Annotated in this window: 24 protein-coding genes; 4 read left to right on the top strand and 20 right to left on the bottom strand. The window is 42.1% G+C overall.

The window, feature by feature from the left end; genetic code table 11:
- Positions 1-101: 101 nt before the first annotated feature.
- From JCM16456_RS00915 to rfbB, 14 genes are all read right to left on the bottom strand, one after another.
- Positions 102-1,034, bottom strand: a complete 933-nt coding sequence (locus JCM16456_RS00915) for a KpsF/GutQ family sugar-phosphate isomerase (protein ID WP_068711583.1) — start codon at positions 1,032-1,034, stop codon at positions 102-104.
- Positions 1,034-1,789, bottom strand: a complete 756-nt coding sequence (kdsB, locus tag JCM16456_RS00910) for a 3-deoxy-manno-octulosonate cytidylyltransferase (protein ID WP_068711581.1) — start codon at positions 1,787-1,789, stop codon at positions 1,034-1,036. Before kdsB ends, JCM16456_RS00915 begins: the two co-directional genes overlap by 1 nt.
- A 44-nt stretch (positions 1,790-1,833) precedes the next feature.
- Positions 1,834-2,631, bottom strand: coding sequence for a 3-deoxy-8-phosphooctulonate synthase (kdsA, locus tag JCM16456_RS00905; protein ID WP_068711580.1), 798 nt, complete (start codon positions 2,629-2,631; stop codon positions 1,834-1,836).
- Between the two features lie 21 nt (positions 2,632-2,652).
- Positions 2,653-3,711: a glycosyltransferase gene (locus JCM16456_RS00900; protein ID WP_082712199.1), complete on the bottom strand. Its 1,059-nt coding sequence runs from the start codon at positions 3,709-3,711 to the stop codon at positions 2,653-2,655.
- Between the two features lie 8 nt (positions 3,712-3,719).
- Positions 3,720-4,766 carry an acyltransferase family protein gene (locus JCM16456_RS00895; RefSeq protein WP_068711576.1) on the bottom strand — a complete coding sequence of 349 codons (1,047 nt, stop codon included), beginning with the start codon at positions 4,764-4,766 and terminating at the stop codon, positions 3,720-3,722.
- Positions 4,767-4,789: 23 nt separating this feature from the next.
- Complete coding sequence (locus JCM16456_RS24305; protein ID WP_068711575.1) at positions 4,790-5,329, bottom strand: acyltransferase; 540 nt, start codon at positions 5,327-5,329, stop codon at positions 4,790-4,792.
- A 6-nt stretch (positions 5,330-5,335) separates the two neighbouring features.
- The gene (locus tag JCM16456_RS00885; protein ID WP_068711573.1) at positions 5,336-6,112 is read right to left on the bottom strand and encodes a glycosyltransferase; all 777 of its coding nucleotides are present in this window, start codon (positions 6,110-6,112) and stop codon (positions 5,336-5,338) included.
- Position 6,113: 1 nt separating this feature from the next.
- Entirely contained in the window at positions 6,114-7,289 is a 1,176-nt protein-coding gene (locus JCM16456_RS00880; RefSeq protein ID WP_068711571.1) for a capsular polysaccharide export protein, LipB/KpsS family, read from the bottom strand.
- Positions 7,277-8,395, bottom strand: a complete 1,119-nt coding sequence (locus JCM16456_RS00875; RefSeq protein ID WP_068711569.1) for a hypothetical protein — start codon at positions 8,393-8,395, stop codon at positions 7,277-7,279. Before JCM16456_RS00875 ends, JCM16456_RS00880 begins: the two co-directional genes overlap by 13 nt.
- Entirely contained in the window at positions 8,386-9,273 is an 888-nt protein-coding gene (locus JCM16456_RS00870; protein ID WP_068711567.1) for a glycosyltransferase family 2 protein, read from the bottom strand. Before JCM16456_RS00870 ends, JCM16456_RS00875 begins: the two co-directional genes overlap by 10 nt.
- Before the next feature lie 6 nt (positions 9,274-9,279).
- Complete coding sequence (locus JCM16456_RS00865) at positions 9,280-10,539, bottom strand: oligosaccharide flippase family protein (protein ID WP_068711565.1); 1,260 nt, start codon at positions 10,537-10,539, stop codon at positions 9,280-9,282.
- A gap of 93 nt (positions 10,540-10,632) precedes the next feature.
- Positions 10,633-12,783, bottom strand: coding sequence for a polysaccharide biosynthesis tyrosine autokinase (locus JCM16456_RS00860; RefSeq protein WP_068711563.1), 2,151 nt, complete (start codon positions 12,781-12,783; stop codon positions 10,633-10,635).
- A gap of 211 nt (positions 12,784-12,994) precedes the next feature.
- Positions 12,995-14,152: a polysaccharide export protein gene (locus tag JCM16456_RS00855; RefSeq protein ID WP_068711561.1), complete on the bottom strand. Its 1,158-nt coding sequence runs from the start codon at positions 14,150-14,152 to the stop codon at positions 12,995-12,997.
- 733 nt (positions 14,153-14,885) lie between these two features.
- On the bottom strand, positions 14,886-15,953 hold the full coding sequence (rfbB, locus tag JCM16456_RS00850) for a dTDP-glucose 4,6-dehydratase (protein ID WP_068711559.1): 1,068 nt from the start codon (positions 15,951-15,953) through the stop codon (positions 14,886-14,888).
- A 153-nt stretch (positions 15,954-16,106) separates the two neighbouring features.
- On the opposite strand from rfbB, the gene JCM16456_RS00845 reads away from it, so the two are divergent.
- Both JCM16456_RS00845 and JCM16456_RS00840 read left to right on the top strand, forming a co-directional pair.
- A complete protein-coding gene (locus JCM16456_RS00845) occupies positions 16,107-16,406 on the top strand; it encodes a PTS fructose transporter subunit IIB (protein WP_068711557.1) in 300 nt (99 codons plus the stop codon).
- Between the two features lie 2 nt (positions 16,407-16,408).
- Complete coding sequence (locus JCM16456_RS00840; RefSeq protein WP_068711555.1) at positions 16,409-17,194, top strand: PTS sugar transporter subunit IIA; 786 nt, start codon at positions 16,409-16,411, stop codon at positions 17,192-17,194.
- On the opposite strand, the gene JCM16456_RS00835 is transcribed toward JCM16456_RS00840, so the two are convergent.
- Entirely contained in the window at positions 17,187-18,032 is an 846-nt protein-coding gene (locus tag JCM16456_RS00835) for a helix-turn-helix transcriptional regulator (protein ID WP_068711553.1), read from the bottom strand. The two genes, JCM16456_RS00840 and JCM16456_RS00835, sit on opposite strands and share 8 nt — an antisense overlap.
- Before the next feature lie 198 nt (positions 18,033-18,230).
- Here JCM16456_RS00835 and JCM16456_RS00830 point away from each other — a divergent pair, with 198 nt between their 5' ends.
- Positions 18,231-20,138: a PTS fructose transporter subunit IIABC gene (locus tag JCM16456_RS00830; protein ID WP_068711551.1), complete on the top strand. Its 1,908-nt coding sequence runs from the start codon at positions 18,231-18,233 to the stop codon at positions 20,136-20,138.
- A 129-nt stretch (positions 20,139-20,267) separates the two neighbouring features.
- On the top strand, positions 20,268-21,464 hold the full coding sequence (gene manA, locus JCM16456_RS00825; RefSeq protein WP_068711549.1) for a mannose-6-phosphate isomerase, class I: 1,197 nt from the start codon (positions 20,268-20,270) through the stop codon (positions 21,462-21,464).
- 76 nt (positions 21,465-21,540) lie between these two features.
- Here the strand turns inward: manA and JCM16456_RS00820 are convergent, their stop codons facing one another.
- The 5 genes from JCM16456_RS00820 to JCM16456_RS00800 are packed head-to-tail and all read right to left on the bottom strand — an operon-like array spanning position 21,541 to position 26,940.
- Entirely contained in the window at positions 21,541-22,980 is a 1,440-nt protein-coding gene (locus tag JCM16456_RS00820) for a phosphomannomutase (RefSeq protein ID WP_068711547.1), read from the bottom strand.
- Positions 22,980-24,386 (bottom strand): mannose-1-phosphate guanylyltransferase/mannose-6-phosphate isomerase, encoded by a 1,407-nt coding sequence (locus JCM16456_RS00815; protein WP_068715826.1) that lies wholly within the window; start codon positions 24,384-24,386, stop codon positions 22,980-22,982. Before JCM16456_RS00815 ends, JCM16456_RS00820 begins: the two co-directional genes overlap by 1 nt.
- Entirely contained in the window at positions 24,386-24,847 is a 462-nt protein-coding gene (locus tag JCM16456_RS00810) for a GDP-mannose mannosyl hydrolase (protein WP_068711545.1), read from the bottom strand. Before JCM16456_RS00810 ends, JCM16456_RS00815 begins: the two co-directional genes overlap by 1 nt.
- A gap of 9 nt (positions 24,848-24,856) precedes the next feature.
- Positions 24,857-26,026, bottom strand: coding sequence for a DegT/DnrJ/EryC1/StrS family aminotransferase (locus JCM16456_RS00805; protein ID WP_068711543.1), 1,170 nt, complete (start codon positions 26,024-26,026; stop codon positions 24,857-24,859).
- Positions 26,023-26,940, bottom strand: a complete 918-nt coding sequence (locus JCM16456_RS00800) for a GDP-L-fucose synthase family protein (protein WP_068711541.1) — start codon at positions 26,938-26,940, stop codon at positions 26,023-26,025. Before JCM16456_RS00800 ends, JCM16456_RS00805 begins: the two co-directional genes overlap by 4 nt.
- Positions 26,941-26,942: the final 2 nt, after the last annotated feature.

Below are 26,942 nucleotides of genomic sequence, written 5' to 3'. Positions count from 1 at the left end.
ACTAACTCTCGCATAAATATATTAGTCAATAACTTATTGATAAAAAGTATGTTAGGAATTGTCTATTCCATGTCAGTCAATATACCCACTGGCGAGTACCCTTACTTTTTCAAAACTCCAACCAACTTAGAGTCATCCAACACCAAAAGAGCGCTAATGCGTTTTGATTCCATCAATTCAAACGCTTTACCCATCGATGTCTCTGGAGAAATGCACACCGGATTCTCACTGTAGATCGATTCCGCACACACACTAAACGCATTTTGACCATACTTTTGCATTGAACGGCGTAAATCGCCATCAGTCACAATGCCTTTCACTCTGTTGTCTTCATCGACCACCACAGCCAACCCTAAACAGCCATGCGAGATCACATCAATGATTTCTGGCAAGGCACTGTTCATCCTCACAACAGGTAATCTATCGGTTGCCATTTCATCACGAACTTTTCTTAATAAACGGCGTCCTAAGCTACCTCCAGGGTGAAAGCGTGCAAAATTCTCTGGCTGAAAATCTCTTAACTCCATCAGGGTAATGGTTAACGCATCCCCCATCACAAGTGTTGCTGTTGTTGAACTGGTGGGTGCCAACTGATAAGGACATGCTTCCTGCGGCACAGCAATATTAAGATGGCAATGCGCAGAAGTCGCCAACGTGGAATTCGGCTTACCGGTAATGGCAATCACGTAGTTGCCGTTATCACGAAGAAACGGCAACAACTTTAAGACTTCATCGGTTTCACCAGAATTTGAGATCGCAATAAATACGTCTTCAGGTTGCACCATGCCCAAGTCACCATGAAACGCCTCTCCGGGGTGCATAAAAAAGCTTGGCGTGCCCGTGCTAGCAAATGATGCGGCAATTTTTTTACCAATAATACCGGACTTACCCATACCACAAATGATGGTGCGACCATGAGTATTCAGGATAGCCTTAACGGCTTGTTCAAAGTGGTCATCAAGTTGATTAGAAATCTGGGTTAAACCTGCAATTTCAATATCAATAACCTGTTTTGCTTGATCTAAAATCGACATTAGCTGTTTTCCATTATTCGTTTAACATTGTCATAATCCTCTTGGGTATCAATCCCATGAGGAGGCGCATCGTCATAACGAACAACCCCAACAGACATTCCATTACTCAATGCCCGCAGCTGTTCTAGCTTTTCTATTTTCTCTAACGATGACTCAGGAAATGAACAGAATTGACGCAAACACTCAACTCGGTACGCATAAATCCCAATATGCCGATAAGCACGGTTCAACGAATCGTTTGACTCTCGATCAAACGGAATAGGTGAACGCGAGAAATAAACGGCGCGCTGCTGTTCGCCCTCCGCCACTTTGACTACATTGGGATTATGGAGGTCAGCAACGGAAGCAATCGGACTCATCACGGTACAAATATCAAACTGGGGAGACTGCGTCGCAAAGTTTGCCAATGTGGTAATAAGCGCAGGAGGTATCATCGGTTCATCCCCCTGCACGTTGATCACTAACGTATCATCTCGCCAACCTAACTTTTGACACACTTCAAACAACCGGTCTGTACCACTGGCGTGGTTAACGTCGGTTAACACGGCGGGAATTACATAGCGTTGAGCGGCTTCCATAATGCGCTCATCATCGGTTGCGACCACAATATCTTGGATTGAAAATCCGGCAGTCACTGCTTGATTGACCACATGCCAAAACATGGGCTTTTGGCACAAGGGCATTAACGGCTTACCCGGTAAACGGGACGATCCATAACGAGATGGAATCACAATTTTTACGTTTTCAAATGCCATTTTATCCACCTAACTTTCTGTTGTTACACATGAGCGCCGCCAAATTATGAAAGCTTGCTTTCAAGATATGGACGCTTGTGTACCACTTGGTCTAGCTCGACTAACGTCTCCAACATCTCTTTCATCACAGAGAGAGGCAACATATTTGGGCCATCACTCAACGCCACTTCTGGGTTGGGGTGCGTTTCCATAAACAAACCATCAATACCCACCGCAACCGCAGCACGCGCCAATACCGGCACCATCTCACGTTGGCCACCCGATGTTGCACCTAAACCGCCCGGCTGCTGGACCGAATGAGTCGCATCAAACACCACTTTGCATCCGGTTTGACGCATCACAGACAAACCGCGCATATCAGAGATCAAGGTGTTGTAACCAAACGATGTACCACGGTCACATAGCCAAATATCTTTGTTGCCAACTTCATGGCATTTTTTCACTACCTGCTCCATATCCCACGGAGCTTGAAACTGACCTTTCTTGATATTCACAGGCTTGCCTGCTGCAGCCACTTTCTGAATAAAGTTGGTTTGACGCACCAAAAAGGCCGGGGTTTGCAGCACATCCACCACAGAAGCCACTTCATCAATTGGCGTATCTTCATGAACATCGGTTAGCACTCTCAAGCCAAACTCTTTTTTCACATTGGCAAGAATGCTCAGCCCTTTTTCGATACCAGGGCCACGGTAGCTGCTCGTAGAACTGCGATTGGCTTTATCAAAGCTGGATTTAAAGATGTAATCGATCCCCAACTCTGACGTAATTTCTTTCATCTTGCCCGCAACATCCATGACAAGTTGCTCTGATTCAATGACACAAGGTCCTGCAATTAAAAACATATAAGCCTCGATAAATAGTGTTTAGATTTGGTAAATCTCTTCCAGATTGCGAGCAAAACGCTCCACAGAAAAACGCTGAAATACAGCCGTTCTATCGGGGAGAGTCGCGTGACGAAACTGCTCTGGATCGGCAACAAATTGAGTTAATAACTCAATTGCCTCTGCTGTTTGGGTAAATAGACATCCGCCACGCTTATCGGCAACAATATCGCTATTGCCGGCGCAGTCTCGGAGTAATAGAGGAAGACCCGCCGCACTGGCTTCAATCACCGACACAGGCATGCCCTCCCAAAGGGAAGTTGATAAATAGAGGTCGGCATCATTCAACCGCGCAATCACCTCTTGGCGACTTTTCCAACCGGTCACCTCGACACCAGCTTGTTCCAACAGTGCCCTATCTTGCTCTGCGCCATCACCAATCCAAACAAAGCGCAAATTCAGTTCCTTACACTCATGGGCAATCTTCGCAAACTCAATAAAGCCTTTTTGAGGACGAATGCCCCCCACCGTCAATACGGTTTTCTTACCTTGTGGATGGAATGGATTTGCCAACGTTTTAAATTCAGACAGGTCTACCGCATTTTCCAACAGGGAAACCTCAACAAAGGGCAATGCTTGTTTAATCGCGACGCGCTCACTCTCCGAACAAGCAATATAAGTAGCCCGTCTTAAGCAAGCTGCCGACTCAAACGCTTTGAACAAAACGTTTTTCAGCGGGCTAATGTCTTTACGCATAAAGGAAATACAGTGCGGACTGTAGAAGACTTTGCAACGCATAAACACCGAACTTAAACGCCCGACAAAGCCACCAAATGAAGAATGACAGTGAACAACATCAGGCTGAATCTTCTTAAGTTCACGGCGTAATGCGAAGAGAGACAAAGGAAAATGCTTAGGGCTCATCCCCACTTCCACCAAAGTCACATTACTTGGGAAGAGCGTTGCAATATTCGGTGGAGTATCAGGGCGACGTGAGAAAATAACGGTCACATCGTGCTTATCCGCTTGATATTGAGCGGCCATCGTCACGATAGATAAGGTGCCTGTTGCTGAGGATTCTATAACATGAACTATTTTCATAACGCTATCTACATTTGCTCCGACATTCGCTTTTTATTCAATGCGGGGACCTTCCCACTTTGAATATTATTCAACCAAGAAATACGTGTAACACACCATACAATGCCAATTAAAATGGCGAGTTTAAGCGGGAATATAAACCACCAATCATGCAGAACAGATATCCCTGTTATAGCGAAAGCTTTCACGAAAATATCGTTAACATAATAATCAAAGGCAATAATTGGAATGGTATTAACACCTAACCAAGAGAACCCTTTTGATAACAATTCATTTTTGGAAAGCAAAGAAGAAATAACAAATGCGACTCCGGTTCCACTTAATGACAACAACATATTCCACACAAAATCATTCTCAGGACCAAAGCTATTATCTGCCAAGCTAATTACATCGCCTTTGGTTTGAATAACAAAAAAATAACAAATACCGCAGTACATCAACGGAGCAACAAACAAAAGTTCTTTGGGTACAGAAGCACTGATTTTTTTGATGAAAAAACCAAAAACAAAGTAGACCAAACAAGATAAACCAATCAGGACATTAAATGGCGTAATCACATCAGTTTGATAGCTGATCAACACCCCGACAATACCCAGCCCCATTAAGGTGGCAATAAAAACTCGTTCACTGAGTTTTTTGCAAAAAATGGCAATCGCTTCAATCACAAACAGCGCATATAAAAACCATAGTGGTGTACAGTTAAACGTGGTATCCCATGAAGGATAACCCGTTAAAGTACCATAAAGTCGCGTTAAGAAATTATTGACTGCATCAGCATTAAATTTCCACAATGTCAACGCTAGAAAAGGCAAACCACAAATAAGACCAAATACCCAAGCTGGTATAATTAAACGATTAAACTTTTTAACGATGCTGTCATAAACACCACCAGCTTTATGGTAATTAAATAAGTAACCAGCCAAGATAAAAAAAGCTGGCATATGAAAAGCATATATAGCGTGATGTAAAGCTATTGGGATATTTTTTACATGTCCCAGAACAACAAGCAATATCAAAAAACCACGAAATATATCAATTCTAGGATCTCTAACCATAAGCCCCTCCTTGAATTGAATGTTTAGTTCAGTTTCCTTAAACGGATATTTTCAGTAATGTAGGTACCAGGCTCAGTAATGCTCTTGGTTACCACAGCACCCGCTCCAATAATGGTTCGATCGCAAATAGAAACCCCGGGTAAAATCACCACATTGGAGCCAATCCAACACTCACTACCGATACTGACAGGAGCCGAATCCAACTCGCTATGGCTCACCACACCATCAATAACACGGTGGTTATGGTCATAAATTTTGACCCCTTCCCCCAACAAAGTGTTCTCTCCAATCACAATCGACTGATTACTATTGATGGAGCAATCGTTATTCAGAAACGTGCCGCGACCAATGTCCACCACTCCACCATCGGCAAAAATGGAACAACGCCGACGAAACTTCACCCGAGCACAAGTGATCATCCCGCCATTGCGCACTCGCACAGATGGGAAATAAGGCGATGCAACAATCAACTCGGCTCTAACTCGCCCTGCATAGGCCACTTTATAAAAAAGCGCTTTCACATTGGCGAACAAAACGGAAAGACCGACTAATAACTTATCCACATTCACCTACCTTAATAACGAGCGCAATTTCATCGTCACGGTACGAGGAATGGCCAACAGCAAACATGAGCGCATTAATCCATAAGCAAAATGCAGCGAGCAGGCTTTGTTATCCCAAATGACCATAATGCGGTTCTTCACCTGCTCATTACGCTTTTGAGAAGAAATGCTCGCCGATGACACCACATAACGAATCAAAGATTGAGGTAGGTTTTTTACCTTTCCCAACTGCATTAACTTAAAGAACACCGCGTAATCTTCAGCAGCTTTACGATTGGTCGGGTAACCACCAATCTGCTTAATCGCATCCGCGCGTATCATTACCGCAGGGTGAATAAACATATTGTTTAAAAACATCTGCTTTCTTAGGCTGCTATCATCAGTGGGCACTTTATTGGTAAACAGAAATTCATACTCTTCATTCACATAATCCGCCCAACCGCCACACAGTACGATCTCTTCATCTGCTTCCATTGCCGCAACTTGGGCCGCAATGCGCCCCGGCATGGATAAATCACCACAGTCAATCCGAGCAATATAGCGATAGCCTTGCTGATCGATAAATTGCAATCCTCGATTCAATGCTCCTTCAATACCCTGATTGGCTTCTAGCTCAAGCACATGAATCTTAAGATTAAATTGACTTATATCGATCTGAGACGCTAACGAAACCTCACTACCATCATCAACGATAACCACATCCGCTGAGTCACCTTCTAGTGAGCGTAACGTTAAAATCAAATCGTCAAAGCAATTGAAGTAAGGAATTAAGTAACACACCATGCTATTTCCCCTCCACTTGGTTCAAAATGGAGACGACATCCACCGGATGGTCAGCAAAATAATCGATACCGCTGATCAAATAACGATGGATATATTTCTTTAACCGCTCATTATCGAAAGACTTATACAAGGCTCGACCAAACACATGAGTCGGTTTGCCATAGATCATCGCTTCCAACCCAACCGTGGAGTTATTCACCACTACTTCGCGGCATTGGCGCAATAAGTCATTAGTATTGTTAGCAACCAACGTAAAACCTTGCGCTTGGCTCATCTCGACGATCTCTTTAACTTCGGCCAAGTTGCGTTCGGCTGGGTGAAATTTCACATAAAGCGCAAGCCCCTTATCTTGGGCGATGGTCATTGCCTCACGAATAATGTCTTTGTTGTTGAAGTCCGAATGAATCAACAACTGAGTATCGGAAGAGACCTGCAAAGGGCAAAACACAAAGGCCGCATCTAAGTCCGCATTTTTTAGGTGGAACTGAGAAAAATCGACTGGCTCTGGGGTGATTTTTTTCATGCGATAACGCAAGTTTTTTATCCCAGCGATACTGGAGCAAGAGGTCACCAACATATTGATGGCACGGCAATAGAGCTGAAATTTAGACACCTTAGATTGTGGCGGTGGAGCCATTTTGTATTGCTCATACTCCCCCACCCACTGGTGATGAAACTCATCTTCCACCGGATCTTCTTTATCCAATACCTCAGGATGGAAAAAGAGCGATGACATCGCATTCACACCCAGTTTATCGACAAAGATTTTGTTCGGTAGATTAGAGAGTTCCATATAAACGCATTTATCTGGGAACACATCAATGATGCTTTTATCCAATAACTGCTGACCATTCCAGATTAGGAACACATCAAACTGGGCTAACCGGTGTGGCACCTGACCAAGATAAGAGCTGTATACCTTACAGGCGAAATCTTGTTGATAACCCCCTACGGTAATCTCAGAAGAGTTCGCTACGCTATCGGCATATTGGGCATACTCAGGCGTCGGCAAGTTTTGCGACAACTGAATACACGGGATCTTGTGCCACGCACACAGCAGGCGGACCACAAAATCATTGGTGATGAGCGTTAATGAATAGTCCGGTTGTGAAGTGTAAAACCGTCTGAAAAACCAAAAACGTTCAATGCAATCACAGACAAGCGCTATATTTCGCATTCTCTAACCTCCGCGAAATGAGAAACTTCTTCCTTGTAGAAATAGAACAGGAACAAAGTCATAAAAAACATGGTCGAGAGCAGGTGGTATTTGAAGAGCAACAGAGGCATCAGATACACCATGCTTTTGAAACCGAACAGATAAAACATCAAGGCAAAGAAGGTAAGAAAACCAAACAAACCCACTGAGTAGAGTAAGTAGATATAGAAAGAGCTATCGCGAATTTCCGCCCCAGTTAAACCAACAATGCCCAAGGGTTTGGCTTCATCGATAAAGACCCCTTCGCCCACCATATTGAGATAGGCGTTGCGAACCTGTAATTCAGTGAACACATGGGAACGGCTAGCGATGGCATCATAGTCCGCTTCCGCGTTGATTCGAGCATCGTAAAAGCCATAAAAAACCGGTGTGAGGAGTATTGCCGCAACAACACACAACACTTTGAGATACTTATTGCCTTTGCTAAGAACAATATAAATCCCAATCATCAGCGCCATAATGATGATGGCGGCAATGGATAGGCTCAAACCGACACTGATGATGCCAAACACAGATAACAGCTTGTGTTTATTTAAAATCAGGAAGATAGCGGATATAGGTAACGCGACCATGCTGTAATACGAAGGTTCGGTAAATAACCCCGTGAAGCGAGCCGAAATAAAACTGTCCATCAATGCCTTGGATTCATAAAGAACCACGGCATCTTTTGCGCGTACGTATTTACTGAACTCAATGAACTCACCTGTAGCAAAGTAAGCCACCACTTGGATATAAAAGAACACCAAGTGCAGCAACAAACAATGAACAAATGCCTTCTCAACCACCTCATGGTCATATCGAGACAGTTGCAACATCAGAAAAACGTACAGCACGAACATCACGTATTTCACTACCGAATTGATGTAAATATGCTCTATCGAGAACAGCACATTAAATAGGATAGGGAAAATCAGCGTGACGAAGAACACCAATAAATGCGCTGGGCTTAACTCTTTTAGTTTCGTCACGCAACACGCCAACAGCATACATAAAGCCAACGGCATCATGATGGGGTTGAAGGTCGCGAGAGAATATAAGATGAGCGATAAGCTAACGGCTATTTGCAAAATAACGCTCTCCTAAATTTGAGCAATGAGAGCACATTGGTTTCAAACAGATTCAGTTGCAGATCCTGACTGCGGCCAAAGTTCAGCGCGTACTTCACCTTCATTTTGGACAGGTTAAACGCCATTTTTTGATACTGCAGCCAACTGATTGAATCGCGTTGATACAGGTTATTCTTCAGCTTGGTGTAGTTATCAATACTGCGTACATGCTGCGCCGCATTTTTCATATCGGTAATCTGGCCGCTGCCATGGTTGTCATTCCACAACGCCACCGGAATATCGAGGTACTTACAACGGCATTTTTGCACCAACTCAATATGTAACTGCGTATCTTGAAACTTGGCTAACGCCTCATCAAACCGAATGCGATCAAACACGGTGTGACGAATCAATGAGGTGTTGGTGTGCAAATACTTAATGCTCTCCAAGCTATTCAGAATGCTTTTTGAGTCCACAAAATCAATGGGATATTCTCGCTTGGGATCACTCAATTTGACGATTTTGCCAAACACCGCATCAATCCCTGCATCTTGCTCAAGCTCTGCCACCAGCAAAGCCAGTTTGTTTTCTAAATAAACATCATCGTCATCCAAAAAACAGACAAATTCGCCATGACCAAGCGCAGCCCCAATATTGCGTGAAATGGCCCCGCCTAAGTTAGAGTCGTTCTTGTGATAAATAATCGGCATCGGTTGCGCCTGATACTGCTCCAACGCTGGCGGTGCATCGGAATTATCATCAATCACAATAATTTCGACTTGAGTGTAGGTTTGCCCTAAAACACTTTCGATGGCTTTGTAAAATAGCTCACCGCGATTGCATGTCGGGATAACCACAGAAACCAACCCCGATTGATAGTTATCTTTTACTTTATCCATGATGAGTTATCCCTTAACGAAAGAAAGAATGTCTTTTTTCGACATCAGCATCGAATACTGCAATTTAAATATGTTGGATTTTCTAAAGAAGTAATTACCGACAGTGCCGGATATCGCTTCAGAAATGAGAGCCGCATAGCCTGCGCCAATCAATCCATACTCTTTCACAAACCAGTAGCTCAGCCCCACACTCATGATGGAAACCACCAGCGATTTCATCATCATGTATTTGTTACCGCCCGCCTCAATAATGATGCGCGACGAAATGGTGCCGTACAGAGAGAACATAGTGGTGAGAGTGAGTAAGAACAGCAGTGATTGCGCCTCTAAGAATTCAGCGCCAAAGGTCGCCTCAATAATGGGTGTGGCAAAGAAATAGGTCGCCAATAAAAACGGCACACTGCAAAACGTGGACGCCAAAAAGCACAGACGAAACCCTTTGTCTTTAAAAGTGGTGCTTGATACCGACTTCGAGATAAAACTCATGATCAGCGCCAAAGGCACAAACTGCCAACACTGGGCCAATGTAAGAGCAGAGGTATACAGCCCCACTTCTTTATTACTTAAAAACGTACCAAGCATGATTTGCCCCACCTTGATGTACACCAAGATAGACAAAGAGCTAATCAAAATAGGCAGGCCATTTTTAAGGAAATAACCTTTAAACTGAGTGGCGTACTTCGCGGTTTCAATCCCTTTGGCTTTAATGCGATATCTGCGATACCAAAATGGAATGATGTACAGCGCCACATAGGGCAACGCAAAAAAGTAATACGGTAATTTAAGGAACACAAAAAGCGAACGCAGCAGTAAACTCGCCAGTAATCCCACCTGCCCTGAGATAACGTTCTCTTTAGAGCGCATCACGCCATTAAAGTAAAACTTATACAAATCATAAGATTGGTAGAAAGAAGCAACGCCCAATATCACCAACACTAACCGGTCATACTGGTTGTACTCTTGGTAAGTAAACAGATAAATCGCCGCAAACGACACCGTAAACAGCAAACGACGCATGTTCTTGGTGTGGTTAATCAGCATCTTGCCCGTTTGTTCATTCTTGGCACTTTTTAAGAAAATCAGGATATCGCCCCCAAACTGGGTAATGGGGACGATAAAGGCCAAGATAGCGAGAAAATAGTTGATGATGCCGATCTTCTCAGGGCCTAAATAACGTGCCGTTAATACGGTAATTAAAAAGCCGCCGAGCAGAGTGATCAGCTTGTCAAAAATTAACCAAATGATGTTCCAAGTTAATTTATTCATTTATCGCCATTCCATTGCAAACAAACCGTCCGTAAACAAACATGACGTAACCACCTGAGATGATGTGTGAACATAGTTACTCTTTACTGATAGTTACTCTTTACTGGATGAATAGTCGTAGTAGTAATAGTTGTCCGCTTTCTTCTCAGCGCCGTTGAACACCACCCCAGTCACCTCAATGCTGGCGCGCTTAAATCGACCCCATGCCACTTCGACATCCTTTGTGGTATTCACGCCAAAGCGCGCAACCATTAATGACGTACCCGCTAAGTGTCCAACAATGCTCGCATCAGTCACCGCTAATACTGGTGGTGTATCAATCAACACCAACTGGTACTTCTCAGAAAGTGCATTAAGCAGTTCTTTAAAACGAGGGCGAGTTAACAGCTCCGATGGATTCGGCGGCACTTGGCCACGGGTAATCACATCAAAATTCTCAATATCCGTGTGTTTAATCACCTCTTCGATGCTCAGTTCACCGGACAAGTATTCCGCTAAACCGCCTTTATTCGACACACCGATGAAGCGATGAGCAGAGCCACGGCGCATATCCGCATCAATCAAAATCACTTTCTTGCCCGTGTGAGCACACACCGCACCAAAGTTAGTGGAAACAAAGGTTTTGCCAATGCCCGGTGTCGAACCCGATATCATCACGATATTGTTTTCGGCTTCCATCACCGCAAAGTGCAAACTGGTTCGCAGGCTACGTAACGCCTCAACCGATAAATCGGCTGGTTCCAGTACCGATAACAACCGCATACTTGTACTGTGAGACGACTTACGCTCCATTAAGCCACTTTGTATGGTGGATTTAGGAATGCTCGCGTACACAGGCAACCCAAGAGATTCGATCTCTTCTGGGCTTTCTATTCCTCTGTTCAACAACATTTTGAGTAAGACAATCGCCACACTGATCATGCCGCCAAGCAGCGTTAAGATAACGACGATCAGCACTTTCTTTGGAGAAACAGGTTTTAAGTTAGCCACTGCGGTATCGACAATACGCGCATTACCAACCGTGCCCGCTTTAACCACATTAAGCTCTTGAATCTTATTCAGTAGTTGTACGTAAATTTGTTGGTCAACTTCCACATCACGTTTTAAACGCAATACTTCACGTTGCGTTTCTGGCAGGTTTTTCACCTGTTTATTGATTTTGGCTTTCTCTTCAAGCAGGGTGTGGCGTTTATCTAATAACGCTTTATAGGCTGGGTGAGTTTTCTTATATTTCTTACTGATTTCAGCTTCTTTGAAAGTCAGTGCGTTTAATTGTGATTCAACGTCGACTACCACATTCAAAGTCGATTGGGCTTCGAGGTTTAAATCCACCGACTCACGTTTTTGACGGTAGTCATTCAGCTTATCTTCAGAGTGGGTCAGTTTTTCTTTGAATTTAGGCAACTGCTCCTTTAAAAACTGAATACTCTGTTCTGCTTCGGCAGAATCTCGTTCTACGTTCTGCAAAAAGTAGTTATCAGCAATGTCATTCAACATCTCTTCTGCTTTGGCCGGATCGGCATCCTGATAAGAGATACGAATTAACCCAGTCTGCTTACCTTTCTCAACTGCGGCGATATTCTGGTTAAGCCAGTTAATCGCATTGAGGCGAGTGCGCTTAGCAATATCAAATTCAAAGCCATCCTCTGCATCTAACGCAGAAACTAACAAGGTATAGCCGCTATCCGTGTGCGCGACTTCGCCTTCCTTGCCCGTTAATATCACCTCATCCTTTTTACCAATCAGTTGATACTCTTTGTTTTTTGCATCGGTAATCACAATCTTATGCGGCTGATATTTCGCGTAATCCGGCATCTCAAATTTGGTTACTGTTAGTAACTGCTCACTATCTGTTAAGCGTGCAATGCCTTTACCAATGACCGGGAAATAATTCGGTTTTACCACGATTTGCAGATGGTATTTATCCACGGTTTTACCGAGAATCATGCGCGAGGTCATCAACCCAATTTCGGTCATCGCCGTAGACTCTTGTGAGAACACATCGCCCATGTCGCCGACCAAAGCCGAAAAACCGCCATCGCTTTTATCTTCGACTTGAATCAAAGCATCCGCTTTATAAATAGGCGTAGCGAGAATGGCATAAGCGACACCAATGACGATAAAAAGAGATGTCACGGAGATAATTAACCATTTCTCATCAAACAATAGCCCGATGATCTTATTTAAACTCATATCATCCGTTGCAGAACTGACTGAGTGACTCTGTTTGTCCGTAGTTTTCATTGTATATCTTTTCGCTTTAAGGCTAGTGTCCAAGGAAAGTCGTGTAAGAAAATGGCATTTTCCTATCCAGGACTTTGCGATTTATCGATTAACTTAAAAGACAGTTCAAATAATGCTTCACGTTGTTGAAAAGGGTCTGGAAGACAGCTTGTTGCGGCTAAGCAATGTGGGGCGATAAGCTCTCCCCACATTGTGTAGCCAGCCTTGGTTTCTATGGCCAAGTACGTACGCGTAGAACACCTTCGGTCAAGTTGTTGAAGTTGGTAATCGATGGTGTAATTTGTTCAATCAAACGGTTCCAACGAGCCACAGGCGCTGCGGTCACATAAACCACATCGTAAGGTTGGAGCCTAAATTCCGTGCCCATTACGAGAGAAGACGCATCCTGCATATCCAGTTGGTACACATTCGCTATCACACTAGAGTCGGCATCTTTGCGCTTAATGCGCTCTGCCGCCGTACTGCGAATCACGAAGATCCCAGTAGCATCCGCTTCTTTCTCATCAATACCACCAGCATCGGCAAGCGCTTCAGTTAGGCTCATCCCAGTGCGACCAATGCGTAACACTTGCGATTGCCCTACTTCACCCATCACAAACACTTTTTGTTCGTCATTACGTGGCACATGAATGATGTCGCCATTTTGTAATAACCGGTTTTGGGTTAAGTCGCCTTTTTGCATCAAGGCATACAGAGAAAGGTGCTGTTCGACTCCGTTGCGCGTTAACGTAATGTTCTGCCAATCGGCATCTTTAGTTATGCCGCCAGCTTTGTTAATCGCATCGAGAATAGTCATAGGAATATTGGTGATGGCCTGTTCACTTTGATCATTCACTTCCCCGGTGACGTAACATTTTTGCGAACGAAATGCCGCGATGTTGACGTCCACTTGTGGGTCTTCAATGTAGTAATCAATTTTCTTGGCAATGAGGTCACGCACTTCTGAAACGGTTTTCCCAGCCACATGAAGTTTGCCAATGTAGGGATAGTAAATAGTGCCATCGGCGTGAACCCAGTTACCCGCTTCAGTCGAGCTACGATAAGAACCAGCAGGAATAGTCAGCTCTGGGTGGTCCCAAATCGTCACGTTAAGTACATCGCCAGGGCCAATGTGGTACTGGTATGAAATCAGCTGTTGGTATAACGCATCATTGGCTTTGCCAGTTGGAACAATTTGTTCATCCCTTAGCTTATTAATCAGATCGGGATTAAGAGGGTAAACATTCACTTTTGAAGCAGAGGATTTTCCATCTTTCGATTTCGTATAGATAACATGCTTATCATAAGTAGACAGCCCTCCCCCGGGTAACACCGTGCATCCAACTAATGCGCACGACAGTATACTTAGTGAAACAACCTTGTTTATCAATGGCCCTCTCCTGCTTGAATGTTGCGACGTGAATTAAACTTTTTATTTAATGCAAAATATAATTATGTAATTAACGCTTTTTTTCTACACGAAACAAGCGTCATTTTGAATTTTTACCCAATATTTGAAATCTTGACGCAAAAATAACTTTCATTCGTAAACAAAAAATATTGGAAGAAGATCACTTATTTGAAAGAAATGGATTAATAAATGGAATATGTAACTAAAAACAATAAATAAATTTATTGAAAAAGCATGAATAAAATAAAAACTTCACATTTTTTTGGGCATAAGACTTAACACGCCATCTTCTTGGGCCAGTCATAAAACAACCAATCAGCACCAAAGAAAACATCGTACTATAAAAACTCATTCAATAACCAACAGCTCGTAACTATGCATAACCGGATGATTTTTATACCAGTATCATTCAAGCATGCAGAGTGGCATGCTATAACTCACTCGTAAATACAAATGTAAAACCTTTCAACGTATATAAATAACGAATTTATTACTTTCAAAACATTGTCGTTAGAATTAGATTTCCATTTAAATAACTTTATTTTAAATAATAGATAAAAAAGGAAGTTATAAACAAATTTAAAAATAGAAAGATATAGAATTTAAAGTATAAAAAAAGGAGCCAAGACTCCTTTATCTTATAAATACATAATAAATTTATTTTCGTTCTTACACTGATTAGATATAAATATACGGTTATTTCTTAAGATTATTAGTCACTATGACAACCTAAACGCTGTAAAGCGTAAGAGCCATCTAGTACTCTGCTACACCACGTTTGGTGAGAAAGATACCATTCAATCGTCTTGCGTAAGCCGGATTCAAATGTCTCTTGCGGCATCCAATTTAATTCACGGGCAATCTTGCTGGCATCAATGGCATAACGAACATCATGTCCCGGCCTATCAGCCACAAAAGTAATTAAATCCGCATAGTGTTCGACATTTTCTGGTTTGTTTGGCACCAACTCTTCAAGTAACGAACAAATGGTTCTGACCACATCGATATTGGCTTTCTCATTATGCCCGCCGATATTATAAGTTTCGCCTACCTCGCCCTTTGTCATCACTTTGAACAAAGCGCGAGCATGGTCTTCCACAAATAACCAATCACGAATCTGCATACCATCACCATAAATAGGCAATGCTTTACCTACCAGGGCATGTTGAATTATGAGTGGAATCAGCTTTTCTGGGAACTGGTAAGGCCCGTAATTATTGGAACAGTTGGTGATAACCACAGGCAAACCAAATGTACGATGCCATGCACGCACAAGATGATCGCTTGAAGCTTTGGAGGCAGAATAAGGACTCGATGGTGAATAAGCTGTTGATTCGGTAAATAACCCTCTTTCTTTGCCCAAATCGCCATACACCTCATCGGTTGAAATGTGATGGAAACGAAAAGCACTTTTACTAGGCTCTTCAAGCGTATTCCAATACTCACGAGTAGCCTCTAATAAGGTATAAGTACCTACAATATTGGTTTCAATAAATGCGGCAGGGCCATCAATTGAACGGTCAACATGGGACTCAGCCGCCAAGTGCATAACGGCATCGGGCTGATGCTGAGTAAAAATGCGCTCCATCGCAGCGCGATCACAAATGTCTGCTTGTTCAAAAACGTAACGTTCACTTGTATCAACGCTTAACAGCGATTCTAGATTCCCTGCGTAAGTCAACTTATCGACATTCACAACCGAATCTGAGGTATGTTCGATAATATAACGGATGACTGCGGAACCAATAAAACCGGCACCACCTGTGATAAGGATTTTCATAGATTAAACCTAAATTAGTATCGCTGTTAGATTACTAAAAATAGTAAGCAATATGATTAGTTTCACTCGCGGATCAAACTTAAGCATATTGCGTGAGAAATTTCATAACGAGCTTCGTATAATCGCAACATCATACTTTCGCGGAGCCATACATTGAAAATTGTCGCAGTCACCGCTTGCCCAACCGGAATAGCCCATACATATATGGCAGCCGATTTATTGCAGAAAGAAGCACATCGGCTAGGGTTAACCATCAAAGTTGAGACCCAAGGCGCTATGGGTATCGAAAATACACTAACGGTTAATGACATCGCCACATCTGATATCCAGATAATTGTCTCTGATATAAAAATCGAGGGTATTGAACGATTTCATGGTTGTCGACCAATCACAATTCCTATTGAAACCGTATTAGTTGATGTGCACAGTGTACTCACCAAATATGTGAGTTAGGCATGTTTAAAACTTCCATCACGTTTCTTGTTCCCATAGAAGGTCTACCAAGTTGGCACCTGCAACACCTGAAAAAGCTGACCCTCTATTTCAAATCGCAAATTGTGCTATTTAATTTTGTAAAAAATCGGCAAGTCGATATGAGCGATGTATTACGCTCGCTCACCATGGTAAACAAGCCCAACGATTTATGCCAAATAGTGATAGAAGGAAGTGATGCCGAATTGGCATGTATGGTGTTTACTGAAGCCGTTCGAGAACACTCAAATATTCTTTCAACATCCTGTAAACAGCATAGTTTGTCGGCAATCGAGAAAGAACCAGCGCTTAATTTACCCTTTAGTCTATCTTGGCACTATGCCAAAAATCAGCCTTACCAAAACAAGCAAGATGTGCTCCAAACTATTGCAAACTTAGCGGCTAACGAAAACCCTCTATTTTTATACGAACAACTAGCGAGTAGAGAAAACATCAGCTCAACCGGCTTACCGAATGGAATTGCCATTCCACACGCTATGTCGCCATGCGTTCACAACTTAACGTTAGTAGTGCTTCCATTATTAACACCAATCCACTGGAGCGCCCATTTATCTCAACCGCCGATTTCACTATCCATTGCACTTTTGCTCCCCGAGGGAAGTTCAAGAGACATGATCATTTCCAGTACTCACCTAACTCGATGGCTATTAGATGAAACTCACGGACAACAGATGTTAGTGTATCAAAGAGAAGAAAGCCTATATGCAGCATGCCGCTACATTCTTTCTACCCCATATCGCTCTACATAGAAGCTCTATATTGGGATGGCGTCATGCCAGTCCTCGTTTTAAATACACGACAAAAATAATTTACATCTTGATATCCACATCGGGTAGATACATCACATAACCGAAATTGATATTTCTTCAACATAAACTTAGCTCGCTCCATACGAACCCACGTCATGTAATCAGCCAATGTCATATGGCCTTGCTGACGAAATAAACGAGATAAATGATTAGGAGAAATATGAAACCTTGCCGCAATTGATTCACGAGAGATAGAGCGATGAAAGTTTTCTTGGATATAAATACATATCCCTTGATAAAGGTCCTTACTATGATTGTGAGAACCATTTAAGGGAAGTTGAATCATCGAAGTCGTGTAACTTAACAGAGCACACAACAAATGTTCTCCCATTGGCTGACGCTTGGTCTCTCTCGCTAACGCATTTAAGCTTTCAAGAATATTGTCGATAGCAAAACCTGTTCTTGTGGGAACACTATGCTTTTGCACATCATAAAATCCCACCTCTCCGGCACGCTTGGCAACAAAACTAAATCCTAACTGACGTTTACCGTAAAGCAAACTCAGCACAGAGCATTCGTCATCCCAATTCGGCTTATTCCAACAGTTAGGTGGAATGTAAAGTGCATCCCCAACCATAATGTCAGCTTCAACAATGCTATGCCCTCCATCATCTAGCTGATTATGATATTTACCTTTAAGAACCAACTCTAAACGTGGAAAGTTCACTTGGTAACTAAATGGCGGTGGTGTCAAATTATCCTGAGCAAACCATATCTGGTGACAACTCTCTCTTTCCTCCAATACTGCACCTAGAATATTAGTAAAAACACTTTCCATTCATTTATCTCCACACGATCCAAGGCGATGCTACCACGGTTGATAACGTCACTTTATGTGCAGAATAGGAAAAACGACCTAGATCACGAACCTTTTTTGAGGTTACAAAAATCCAGTAAATGAATTATGAGTCCTCTATTTATTATTCGGTCCTAATCCCACAATAACCGCACAATAAAAATGAACAGGGGTCACCTCATGATCAACGAACTAATCAATGAGCAACTCATACTTCTGAACCTCACAGCAACAACGAAAGAAGAAGTATTCGATGAGTTAGCTCAAGCACTTTTAGATAATCAACGTATTTCAAATAAAACCCAATTCATCAATGACGTATACGCCAGAGAAGCTTTAGGTAATACTGGATTTGATGATGGTGTAGCAATTCCACATGCGAAAAGCTCATCAGTTATTACTCCTGCGGTTGTCATTGGCGTTAGTCGTTGCGGCATTGAATATGGAGCAGAAGATGGCAACCCATCAAAACTGTTTTTCATGATTGCCTCTCCGGAGAATAATGCCAACCACCACGTTGAAGTATTGGCTGAACTCTCGACAAAGCTCATTGAACTCGATTTTATTTCTCAATTTCTCAATGCCAAAAACTCCGCTGAAGCACTTGAATTGCTCTTAATGCCAACAGAAAAAAAAGAGACCATAGAACAGGGGAAAAAAGGATATCTAATCGGTGTAACCGGATGCCCAGCAGGCATCGCCCACACCTATTTAGCTGCAGAATCTCTTGAAAAAGGAGCCGCAGCATTAGGGTACAAAATTAAAGTTGAAACCAATGGTTCTATTGGCGTAAAAAACAGCCCAACACCAGCAGAAATAGAGCAAGCAGATGCCATTATCGTTTCTTGTGATAAACAAGTAGACATGAATCGCTTTAAAGGAAAAAGACTGATCCAAACTGGCGTCAAAGCACCAATTAAAGATGCCAAGGGACTGATTGAAAGAGCGTTATCCGCACCAACTTATCAAGGAGATAACCAAACAACAGCGGTAGAGTCGACTGAAAAAGGGCGCCCAGAACTCTACAAATATTTGATGAATGGGGTATCACATATGATTCCATTCGTCGTAACCGGTGGTCTACTCATCGCCTTATCGCTGGCTATTGGTGGGGTTCCAACAGAAGCCGGCATGGCCATTCCACCAGATAGCTTGTGGAATAAAGTTCTTGATGTTGGTTCTGTATCCTTCACCTTAATGATTCCAATATTGGCAGGATACATCGCCTACGCCATTGCAGATCGCCCTGCACTAGCCCCCGGGCTTATCGGAGGCTGGATAGCCAACAACGGTTCATTTTACGGTGCAAGTGCTGGTACTGGTTTTATTGGAGCCATCATCGCCGGACTGTTAGTCGGCTATTTTGTTAGAGCAGTGGTTCGCATCCAATACCACAAATTTATTCAACCTCTTGTACCCATCATGATCGCCCCAATCCTTGGCTCCCTTTTTATCGCAGGCTTATTTATGTTTGTGATTGGGGCTCCAATTGCCGCCCTAATGAACAACCTTACAGAAATGCTCACTACCATGAGCACAGGTAATACTATTTTGCTTGGTATTGTTTTAGGTGGCATGGCTGGCTTTGATATGGGTGGTCCATTTAACAAAGTGGCGTTCTTGTTCTCGGTTGGTATGATTGCCAGTGGACAAACACAATTTATGGGCGCAATGGCCTGCGCGATTCCAGCCGCACCTTTAGGTATGGGGCTGGCAACCATTATCGGCCGTAAGATGAATATCTTTGAGGCATCGGAAATCGAAGCGGGTAAAGCGGCGGGAGCTATGGGATTGGTTGGTATTTCAGAAGGAGCAATACCATTTGCAGCACAAGACCCAATGTCAGTTATTCCAGCGAATATGCTTGGCTCAATTGTGGCGGCAGTATTAGGCTTTACTTTTGGCATTACCGACAGTGTTGCGCATGGTGGGCCAGTAGTCGCAGTACTTGGAGCGATAAACCATCCAGTAACCGCTCTACTTTGCATGGTTGCTGGTGCAATAGTCACAGCCGTAACTTGTGTGATGTTGAAGAAAATGAAATATCAAAAAAAACAAATGTTGTTAGCATCTAACCAACATCATTGACAAATAATGTACAAGGGGATAACCAGCACGTTTTCCCCTTCCTAACACTAACTTATGGCTCAAACTTAGGTAAGATGTGTTAACAAAAATTAGTGTATTTTCCACTGCACAACAAAGAATGGATCTAAAATGTCAGTATCAGATTTCCCCTCATTTTTACCCATGCAGAATGTAATACAGCACTACGCATGGGGCAGCAAAACAGCCATAGCTAATCTATTTGATATTCCTAACCCTAACCATCTACCTCAAGCAGAAATATGGATGGGTGCACATCAGAATGGCTGCTCAACAGTAAAATGGCATGGTGAAACAATAAAACTAAGCACACTAATAGAACAATCAAGACAAGAAATCCTATCTGAGAAAACAGCCCAAAAATACCAAGAATTACCCTTTCTTTTTAAAGTGTTAGCCGCAGACAAAGCCTTATCAGTCCAAGTTCACCCAGATAAGAAAGAAGCTGAGATTGGTTATGAAAAAGAAAATTTAGCAAAAATCCCTTTAGATTCACCAATAAGAAACTACAAAGACCCAAACCATAAACCTGAACTTGTATATGCTCTCTCTCAATATCAAGCGATGAATGGATTTAGAAGCCACATTGAAATAATAGAATTATTTCAAGAATTAGCTTCAAAAACTCTTGTTCCCTTGGTTGAAAAATTCACAAAAAATCAAACAGAAGATGGTTTGAAACACTTTTTCATATCATTACTTTCACTACAGGGGTTAGAAAAAAAATCGGCTATTTCCGAATTAGTATCATTTTCTCAGTCTAGTGATTCTTCACCATTTACTCTAATTACGGATTTAAAGCAGCATTATCCTGATGATATCGGGTTATTTACTCCTTTATTTCTAAATGTAATAACCTTAGAACCTGGTGAAGCGATGTATTTAGATGCGCGCACTCCTCACGCCTATCTAAAAGGAACTGGCTTAGAAGTGATGGCTAACTCTGATAATGTACTCAGAGCAGGGCTAACTCCAAAGCATATTGATGTTATCGAACTGGCGAGCTGTACGGCCTTTAAAGAAAAACCCTTCGATACATTGAAACTCGAACCCACTGTGCATGAATTTGGTGAGCAGAAATACGCGATTCCTGTAAATGACTTTAAATTTTCGTTATACCCATCACCACTGCAAGCAGTGGTAAAACCTCAAAGTGCAGAAATCATTATGGCGATAGATGAAGAAGTAGTACTTAGCCACCGATCTGAAACATTCGTGCTACAAAAAGGGCAGTCAGTATTTATTCCTGCCTATGTTGAGCAATATACAATTCAATCACAAGCACGCGTAGCTCGCGTTTACAATTAAGTGGATAAAGGTAAAAAAGCCAGTTCAACAACTGAACTGGCTTTTAAATAATTAACCCTATCAAAGTAACAACAATCTACAACTGTGAAATATCAATTGCTTTCACATGGGTAAGAACGTTATCGACGAGGCTTTTTGCTTTAGCGTAGTCATCAGATTCTGCATAACACCTTAACTCAGGCGCATTACCTGATGGACGTAGATGAACAATATCGCCACTCTCTAGAGTTAAACGCAAACCATCCGTTACATCGATAGTGGTCACTGTCGTATTGTCCACTTTTAACATGGTCAGTAAGCGTTCCGCGTGATCCGTACCAAATGCAATAATTTTGCGACTATTCTCTGTTGCAAAATTCTGAATGCGATCGCTATGCGCCTGACGAGATGCCCAATCTTTTGCAAGAGCAGCAATACCGCACTCTTTAGCATCTGATAACAGCATAATAAAAGGTAATACTGCATCGCGAGTTGGCAACGCTTTCAATACTTTACCGTTGATCTCTGTATCACTACCTAATAAGTAACCACCATTGGCTTCAAAGCCTGCAATCGAACGATATTCATTAGCTAAATGAGCGAATTCAGCGATCACATAAGGTGAACCAATTTTAGTGCGCTTAACCAATTTAAATTGGTCACAGCGATCAATCACTGTATTACAACTAACAGGAATCGCTAACGCATCAATCTTCATCGCCTTCGCACAAAGCAGCCCAAGAATATCACCGCGTAGCCACTCACCATGTTCATCAGCAACAAGAGGACGGTCGCCATCACCATCGGTAGAGAAGATAGCATCCAGTTTATGAGCTTCTGACCAAGAGCGCGCTTTGAGTTTATCCGCTTCAGAAACCGCTTCAGTATCAATAGGGACAAACTCATCACTACGCTCTAGCGAAATAACTTCGGCACCTAACGAACTGAATAAAGAGGCGTAAATATCACGACCAGCGCTAGAATGCTCATAAATGCCGATTTTTTTACCCGCGAGTAAATCAGCGGCAAATAAACTCGTATAACGCTCGGCATAAAACTGTGCCGCATAACCATCAACAGTCACATCAGGCAGTTGACTAATCGATGCAAATTCATATTGAGCATGCCAAATTGACTGCTCATCATCCTTAGTTATTTCACCTTCAGGCGTATAAAACTTTAATCCATTACGATCAAAAGGGATATGACTGCCGGTGACCATAATACAAGGAATACCCTGCTGCATCGCGGCATAGGCAAGACCAGGAGTAGGAACAACGCCATAGTAGACATAATCGATATTGCGTTGCTCTAGAGCAGCAATACAAGCTCGTGCCATGTCGGGGCTACTTGGTCGGTTATCAATTGCGATAGCAATGCGTTTTATCGGTGCAAACTTTGCCAGACTTTCAATAAACGCATGAGTAAATGCAGCACAAACATCTGCTGAAAATTGAGTAACTAAACCACGGGCACCACTTGTACCAAATTGAATGCCAGATTTTTGAATAACCTGATGTGTAATAAGTAAACTCATTAATAACCTGCTCTATATTCTTCTAAACGAATAACATCGTCCTCACCTAGATAGTCACCCGAACGAACCTCTATAACAACCAAAGGCACTTTCCCTGGATTTTCCATCGAGTGACTTATTCCAATAGGAATATAAATAGATTGATTTTCTGCAAGTAATATCTCGTCATCACCCTTACGGACTCTCGCTGTACCCGATACAACAATCCAATGTTCTGCTCGATTAAAGTGTATTTGACGAGCCGTTCTCTCCCCAGGCTTAATAGTTACACGTTTAACGTGGAAACGACGCCCTTCAGCAATTGCGTCATGACTTCCCCAAGGACGATAAACTTCACGATGCTGTAAATGTTCCGTTCTGTTGAATTCTTTAAGTTGGCCAACAATATTCTTTACATCTTGGACCGTATCTTTATTTGCGACTAATACAGCATCTTTTGTCTCGATAACAACAAGGTTATTAACACCAACGGTTGCAATAAGCTTGCTTTGAGAATTGATATAACAGCCTTGCGAATCATCAACTAAAACATCACCTTTGATCACATTCTGATTTTTATCTTTATCGGATATTTCCCAAATCGCGGACCAAGAGCCAACATCACTCCATTTAGCGTCCATAGGAACAACTACAGCTTCATGCGTTTTTTCCATTACGGCATAGTCCACAGATTCGTCAGGACAAGACAAAAATGCATCTTTGTCTACCCTAATAAAATCTAAGTCATGATCTATATGCTCAAGAGCTAACTGGCAGGATTCAAGAATATCAGGACGAAATTTCTCCAATTCAGCTAAATATCGAGAAGCTTTAAATAAAAACATCCCGCTATTCCAAAGATATTGCTGACTATCTACATATTCTTTTGCCTTTTCCAAATTTGGTTTTTCAACAAAAGCATCCACTAGGGATGAAAAATCTCCGACAGCTTTTCCTGCTTTAATGTAACCATAACCAGTCTCTGGGTGAGAAGGAACGATACCAAAAGTAACCAGTTTACCCTTTTCTGCTAACGGAATAGCCCGCTCAATAGATTCGCAAAAAGCAGGGGTATCTAAAATCACGTGGTCAGCAGCTAGAACAAGTAGAAGCGCATCCTCATTCTTTTTAAGAGCATGAATAGCGGCAAGCGCAATTGCGGGAGCCGTATTCCGTCCAGCCGGTTCTAATAATATTCCTGAATGCTCATAAGCCCCTTGTCTAAGCTGTTCAGCAACAATAAATCGATGTTCTTCATTGCAAATAACCAACGGAGACTCATGCTCCAACCCCTTAAGACGATGGATCGTACTTTGCAACATAGACTGCTCACCGAACAAAGTCAGAAACTGCTTGGGGTAAAAAGTACGAGACATTGGCCATAATCGGCTGCCAGAACCACCAGCCATAATGACAGGCAATAACATCATAAACATTCCCTTTCAAAATAACGCTTTGTATTTTGGTGCACAGAATCAGAACTTAGTAGGCTGGCTATATCCATCCAGCGATATTCACAATGCTGCTCATCTTGTAAGCACAAAGAATGCTCATCAATATTCAACTGATAGGCCAAAACAACATAGTGAGTTGATATAAATTCATCAAAAAAGCAATCGTCATAAAAATGTTCGAATACACCTAAAAACGATGCATTAGACATTGAGAACTCGACACCTAACTCTTTAAGCGATAAGCGCTTAAACGCTTGGTGCAATGCTTCATTTTTCAGTACTCTACCACCAGGAACAAACCAATCGCCCTTCGCAGGGCGATTATTTCGCTTGCCCACCAGAATTTGGCCACTCATATTACAAACAACCAAATCAATAGAAACTAGCGGAGTATACTCAATGACGTTCTTAAACTGATCGTCCGTCAAAAACATAAAATATAATTAACCAGCCAATTCAGACACAATCACGTTTTTAATTGCTAGAAGAGCTTCTTTAACATCATAATGGTGGTTACCAATAAAGAAGCCACAATCCGTAATAAAATCTGCAACTGTCAATTCACCATGCACTTCATAGTCAAAATAGTTCACAACTTCGTTGCGAACAAAATTACCAGCCACAATAGGTCGACAATCCACACCTTTCATCTGAAGAGCAGACACGATCGCATTACGTTTCTCTTTTCCTGCATGGACTAATAATGCAAAACCGAACCAACTACTAGCACCAACTTCACTTTGAATAGAAATACCCTCTACACCTGCAAATATTTCCTGGAAGTAAGCAGCATTATCTCTTCGCCCTGCGACAATAGCTGGCAATTTTTTAAGCTGTTCAACACCAAGAGCCCCAGACATATCTAAAGGTCGCAGGTTGTAGCCTGGTAATACAAACCGAAAAGATTCTTCAAATGGGTTGTCACTTTTCTCACAAACCAGATTATCTTTAGGTAAATTACGGGTCCAACCATGGGCACGAACGGAAAGCATAATGTGGTACAGTTCTTCATCATCAGTGACAACCATACCGCCTTCCATTGTCGAAATATGGTGACTAAAGAACGCACTGTAAGTTCCCATTAAGCCGAATGTACCAGCTTGCTTACCTTCAATTGTTGCTCCCATGGATTCACAATTGTCTTCTAGTAACACTATATTTTTATCGGCAATTAACGCTTGTAACTTCGGATAATCAACTGGATTGCCTAGCAGGTTAACAGAAAAAATAGCTCGAGTTTTATCCGTAATTGCGGCTTCCAGTTGGTTAAGATCCAAATTCAACGTATTTTGATCAATATCGACAAATTTTAACTTTAAACCATACTGGTGAAGAGGATAGTACGTTGTTGACCAAGAAACAGCCGGAACAATAACTTCATCCCCAGGCTTCAAAGCATTCTCTTTGCGATAAAACATTGCAGCAATTGCTAATAAGTTCGCAGAAGAACCTGAATTCACCATTACGCAATAACGACTACCGACATATTGAGCAAAATCTTTTTCAAACTCAGCAACACGTTTACCCATACTAAACATGCCACTATCAACCACGCTCTGAATAGCTTGATATTCTTTGTCATCCCATGTTGAAGTAGCTAAAGGAAGCATCATAAAACCTCATTAAGATAAAATTGGTACGTTTTCTTGATACCATCAGATATCGATGTCTTTGGAACCCATCCCAAAGCAGTTTGCTTTGAGACATCTACTAATTTTTGTTTCATACCAGCAGGTTTAGACAAATCATGTTTAAACTCACCAGAAAAACCAACTACATCAGCAATCGCTTGGTAATATTCGTTGATTGTATGATCTGAACCGATCCCCACATTAATCAAGCTAGGAACATCGTCAAAACAAGTTAAAGAAAACAATACAAAATCAGCTAAATCTTCAGCAAACATAAATTCTCGACGAGATAATCCATCGCCCCAAATGTCTACCGTTTTCGCATTAGCTTTTACCGCATCATCCAGTTTACGAATGACCGCTGGAATCATATGAGCCTTTAAAGGATCAAACTTATCCCAGTAACCATATAAATTACATGGAATATATGTTTTGTAATTTAGATTGAACTGACGATTGAGATATTCAGCCAATCGAGCAACCGCTACCTTGGCAACAGCATATCCTTCATTTGTAGGCTCTAACTCACCAGATAGAACTTGATCTTCGGTTAAAGGGTTCTGACCAAATCTTGGATACATACAAGAACTGCCTAGATTAATGAGATTTTTAATCCCACTTTCATAAGCGCCCTGCACAACATTCATTCCCATTTGAAGATTCTGGAAACAAAAGTCATAAGGCGCGGCAATATTAGCTTGGATCCCACCAACTAAACCAGCACAGTGAATGACGACATCAGGAGCACATTCTTGGAGATAATCACGCACAGCTTGATAATTAGATAAGTCTAATTCATCGCGTCTAGGAGCAAAAACTTCATGTCCAGCAGCCAAAGCCAATGTACATAAGTTGCGCCCAACCATGCCCGAGCCACCCGTTATAAAAATTTTCATTA

The organism is Vibrio tritonius (genome assembly GCF_001547935.1).
Classification (GTDB): domain Bacteria; phylum Pseudomonadota; class Gammaproteobacteria; order Enterobacterales; family Vibrionaceae; genus Vibrio; species Vibrio tritonius.
Note: the sequence above shows the minus strand (reverse complement) of the source record. Positions and strands in the feature narration are given on the sequence as shown.

What these genes read in the sequence shown, in the direction of transcription:
- JCM16456_RS00885 (WP_068711573.1), bottom strand. Translation starts at nt 6,112, where the DNA reads ATGGTGTGTTACTTAATTCCTTACTTCAATTGCTTTGACGATTTGATT.
- kdsA (WP_068711580.1), bottom strand. Translation starts at nt 2,631, where the DNA reads ATGTTTTTAATTGCAGGACCTTGTGTCATTGAATCAGAGCAACTTGTC.
- JCM16456_RS00900 (WP_082712199.1), bottom strand. Translation starts at nt 3,711, where the DNA reads ATGAAAATAGTTCATGTTATAGAATCCTCAGCAACAGGCACCTTATCT.
- JCM16456_RS00800 (WP_068711541.1), bottom strand. Translation starts at nt 26,940, where the DNA reads ATGAAAATTTTTATAACGGGTGGCTCGGGCATGGTTGGGCGCAACTTA.
- JCM16456_RS00870 (WP_068711567.1), bottom strand. Translation starts at nt 9,273, where the DNA reads ATGGATAAAGTAAAAGATAACTATCAATCGGGGTTGGTTTCTGTGGTT.
- JCM16456_RS00835 (WP_068711553.1), bottom strand. Translation starts at nt 18,032, where the DNA reads ATGGAAAGTGTTTTTACTAATATTCTAGGTGCAGTATTGGAGGAAAGA.
- JCM16456_RS00830 (WP_068711551.1), top strand. Translation starts at nt 18,231, where the DNA reads ATGATCAACGAACTAATCAATGAGCAACTCATACTTCTGAACCTCACA.
- JCM16456_RS00915 (WP_068711583.1), bottom strand. Translation starts at nt 1,034, where the DNA reads ATGTCGATTTTAGATCAAGCAAAACAGGTTATTGATATTGAAATTGCA.
- JCM16456_RS00865 (WP_068711565.1), bottom strand. Translation starts at nt 10,539, where the DNA reads ATGAATAAATTAACTTGGAACATCATTTGGTTAATTTTTGACAAGCTG.
- JCM16456_RS00815 (WP_068715826.1), bottom strand. Translation starts at nt 24,386, where the DNA reads ATGTTATTGCCTGTCATTATGGCTGGTGGTTCTGGCAGCCGATTATGG.
- JCM16456_RS00810 (WP_068711545.1), bottom strand. Translation starts at nt 24,847, where the DNA reads ATGTTTTTGACGGACGATCAGTTTAAGAACGTCATTGAGTATACTCCG.
- JCM16456_RS00895 (WP_068711576.1), bottom strand. Translation starts at nt 4,766, where the DNA reads ATGGTTAGAGATCCTAGAATTGATATATTTCGTGGTTTTTTGATATTG.
- rfbB (WP_068711559.1), bottom strand. Translation starts at nt 15,953, where the DNA reads ATGAAAATCCTTATCACAGGTGGTGCCGGTTTTATTGGTTCCGCAGTC.
- JCM16456_RS00840 (WP_068711555.1), top strand. Translation starts at nt 16,409, where the DNA reads ATGTTTAAAACTTCCATCACGTTTCTTGTTCCCATAGAAGGTCTACCA.
- JCM16456_RS00880 (WP_068711571.1), bottom strand. Translation starts at nt 7,289, where the DNA reads ATGCGAAATATAGCGCTTGTCTGTGATTGCATTGAACGTTTTTGGTTT.
- kdsB (WP_068711581.1), bottom strand. Translation starts at nt 1,789, where the DNA reads ATGGCATTTGAAAACGTAAAAATTGTGATTCCATCTCGTTATGGATCG.
- JCM16456_RS00860 (WP_068711563.1), bottom strand. Translation starts at nt 12,783, where the DNA reads ATGAAAACTACGGACAAACAGAGTCACTCAGTCAGTTCTGCAACGGAT.
- JCM16456_RS00805 (WP_068711543.1), bottom strand. Translation starts at nt 26,026, where the DNA reads ATGATGCTTCCTTTAGCTACTTCAACATGGGATGACAAAGAATATCAA.
- JCM16456_RS00820 (WP_068711547.1), bottom strand. Translation starts at nt 22,980, where the DNA reads ATGAGTTTACTTATTACACATCAGGTTATTCAAAAATCTGGCATTCAA.
- manA (WP_068711549.1), top strand. Translation starts at nt 20,268, where the DNA reads ATGTCAGTATCAGATTTCCCCTCATTTTTACCCATGCAGAATGTAATA.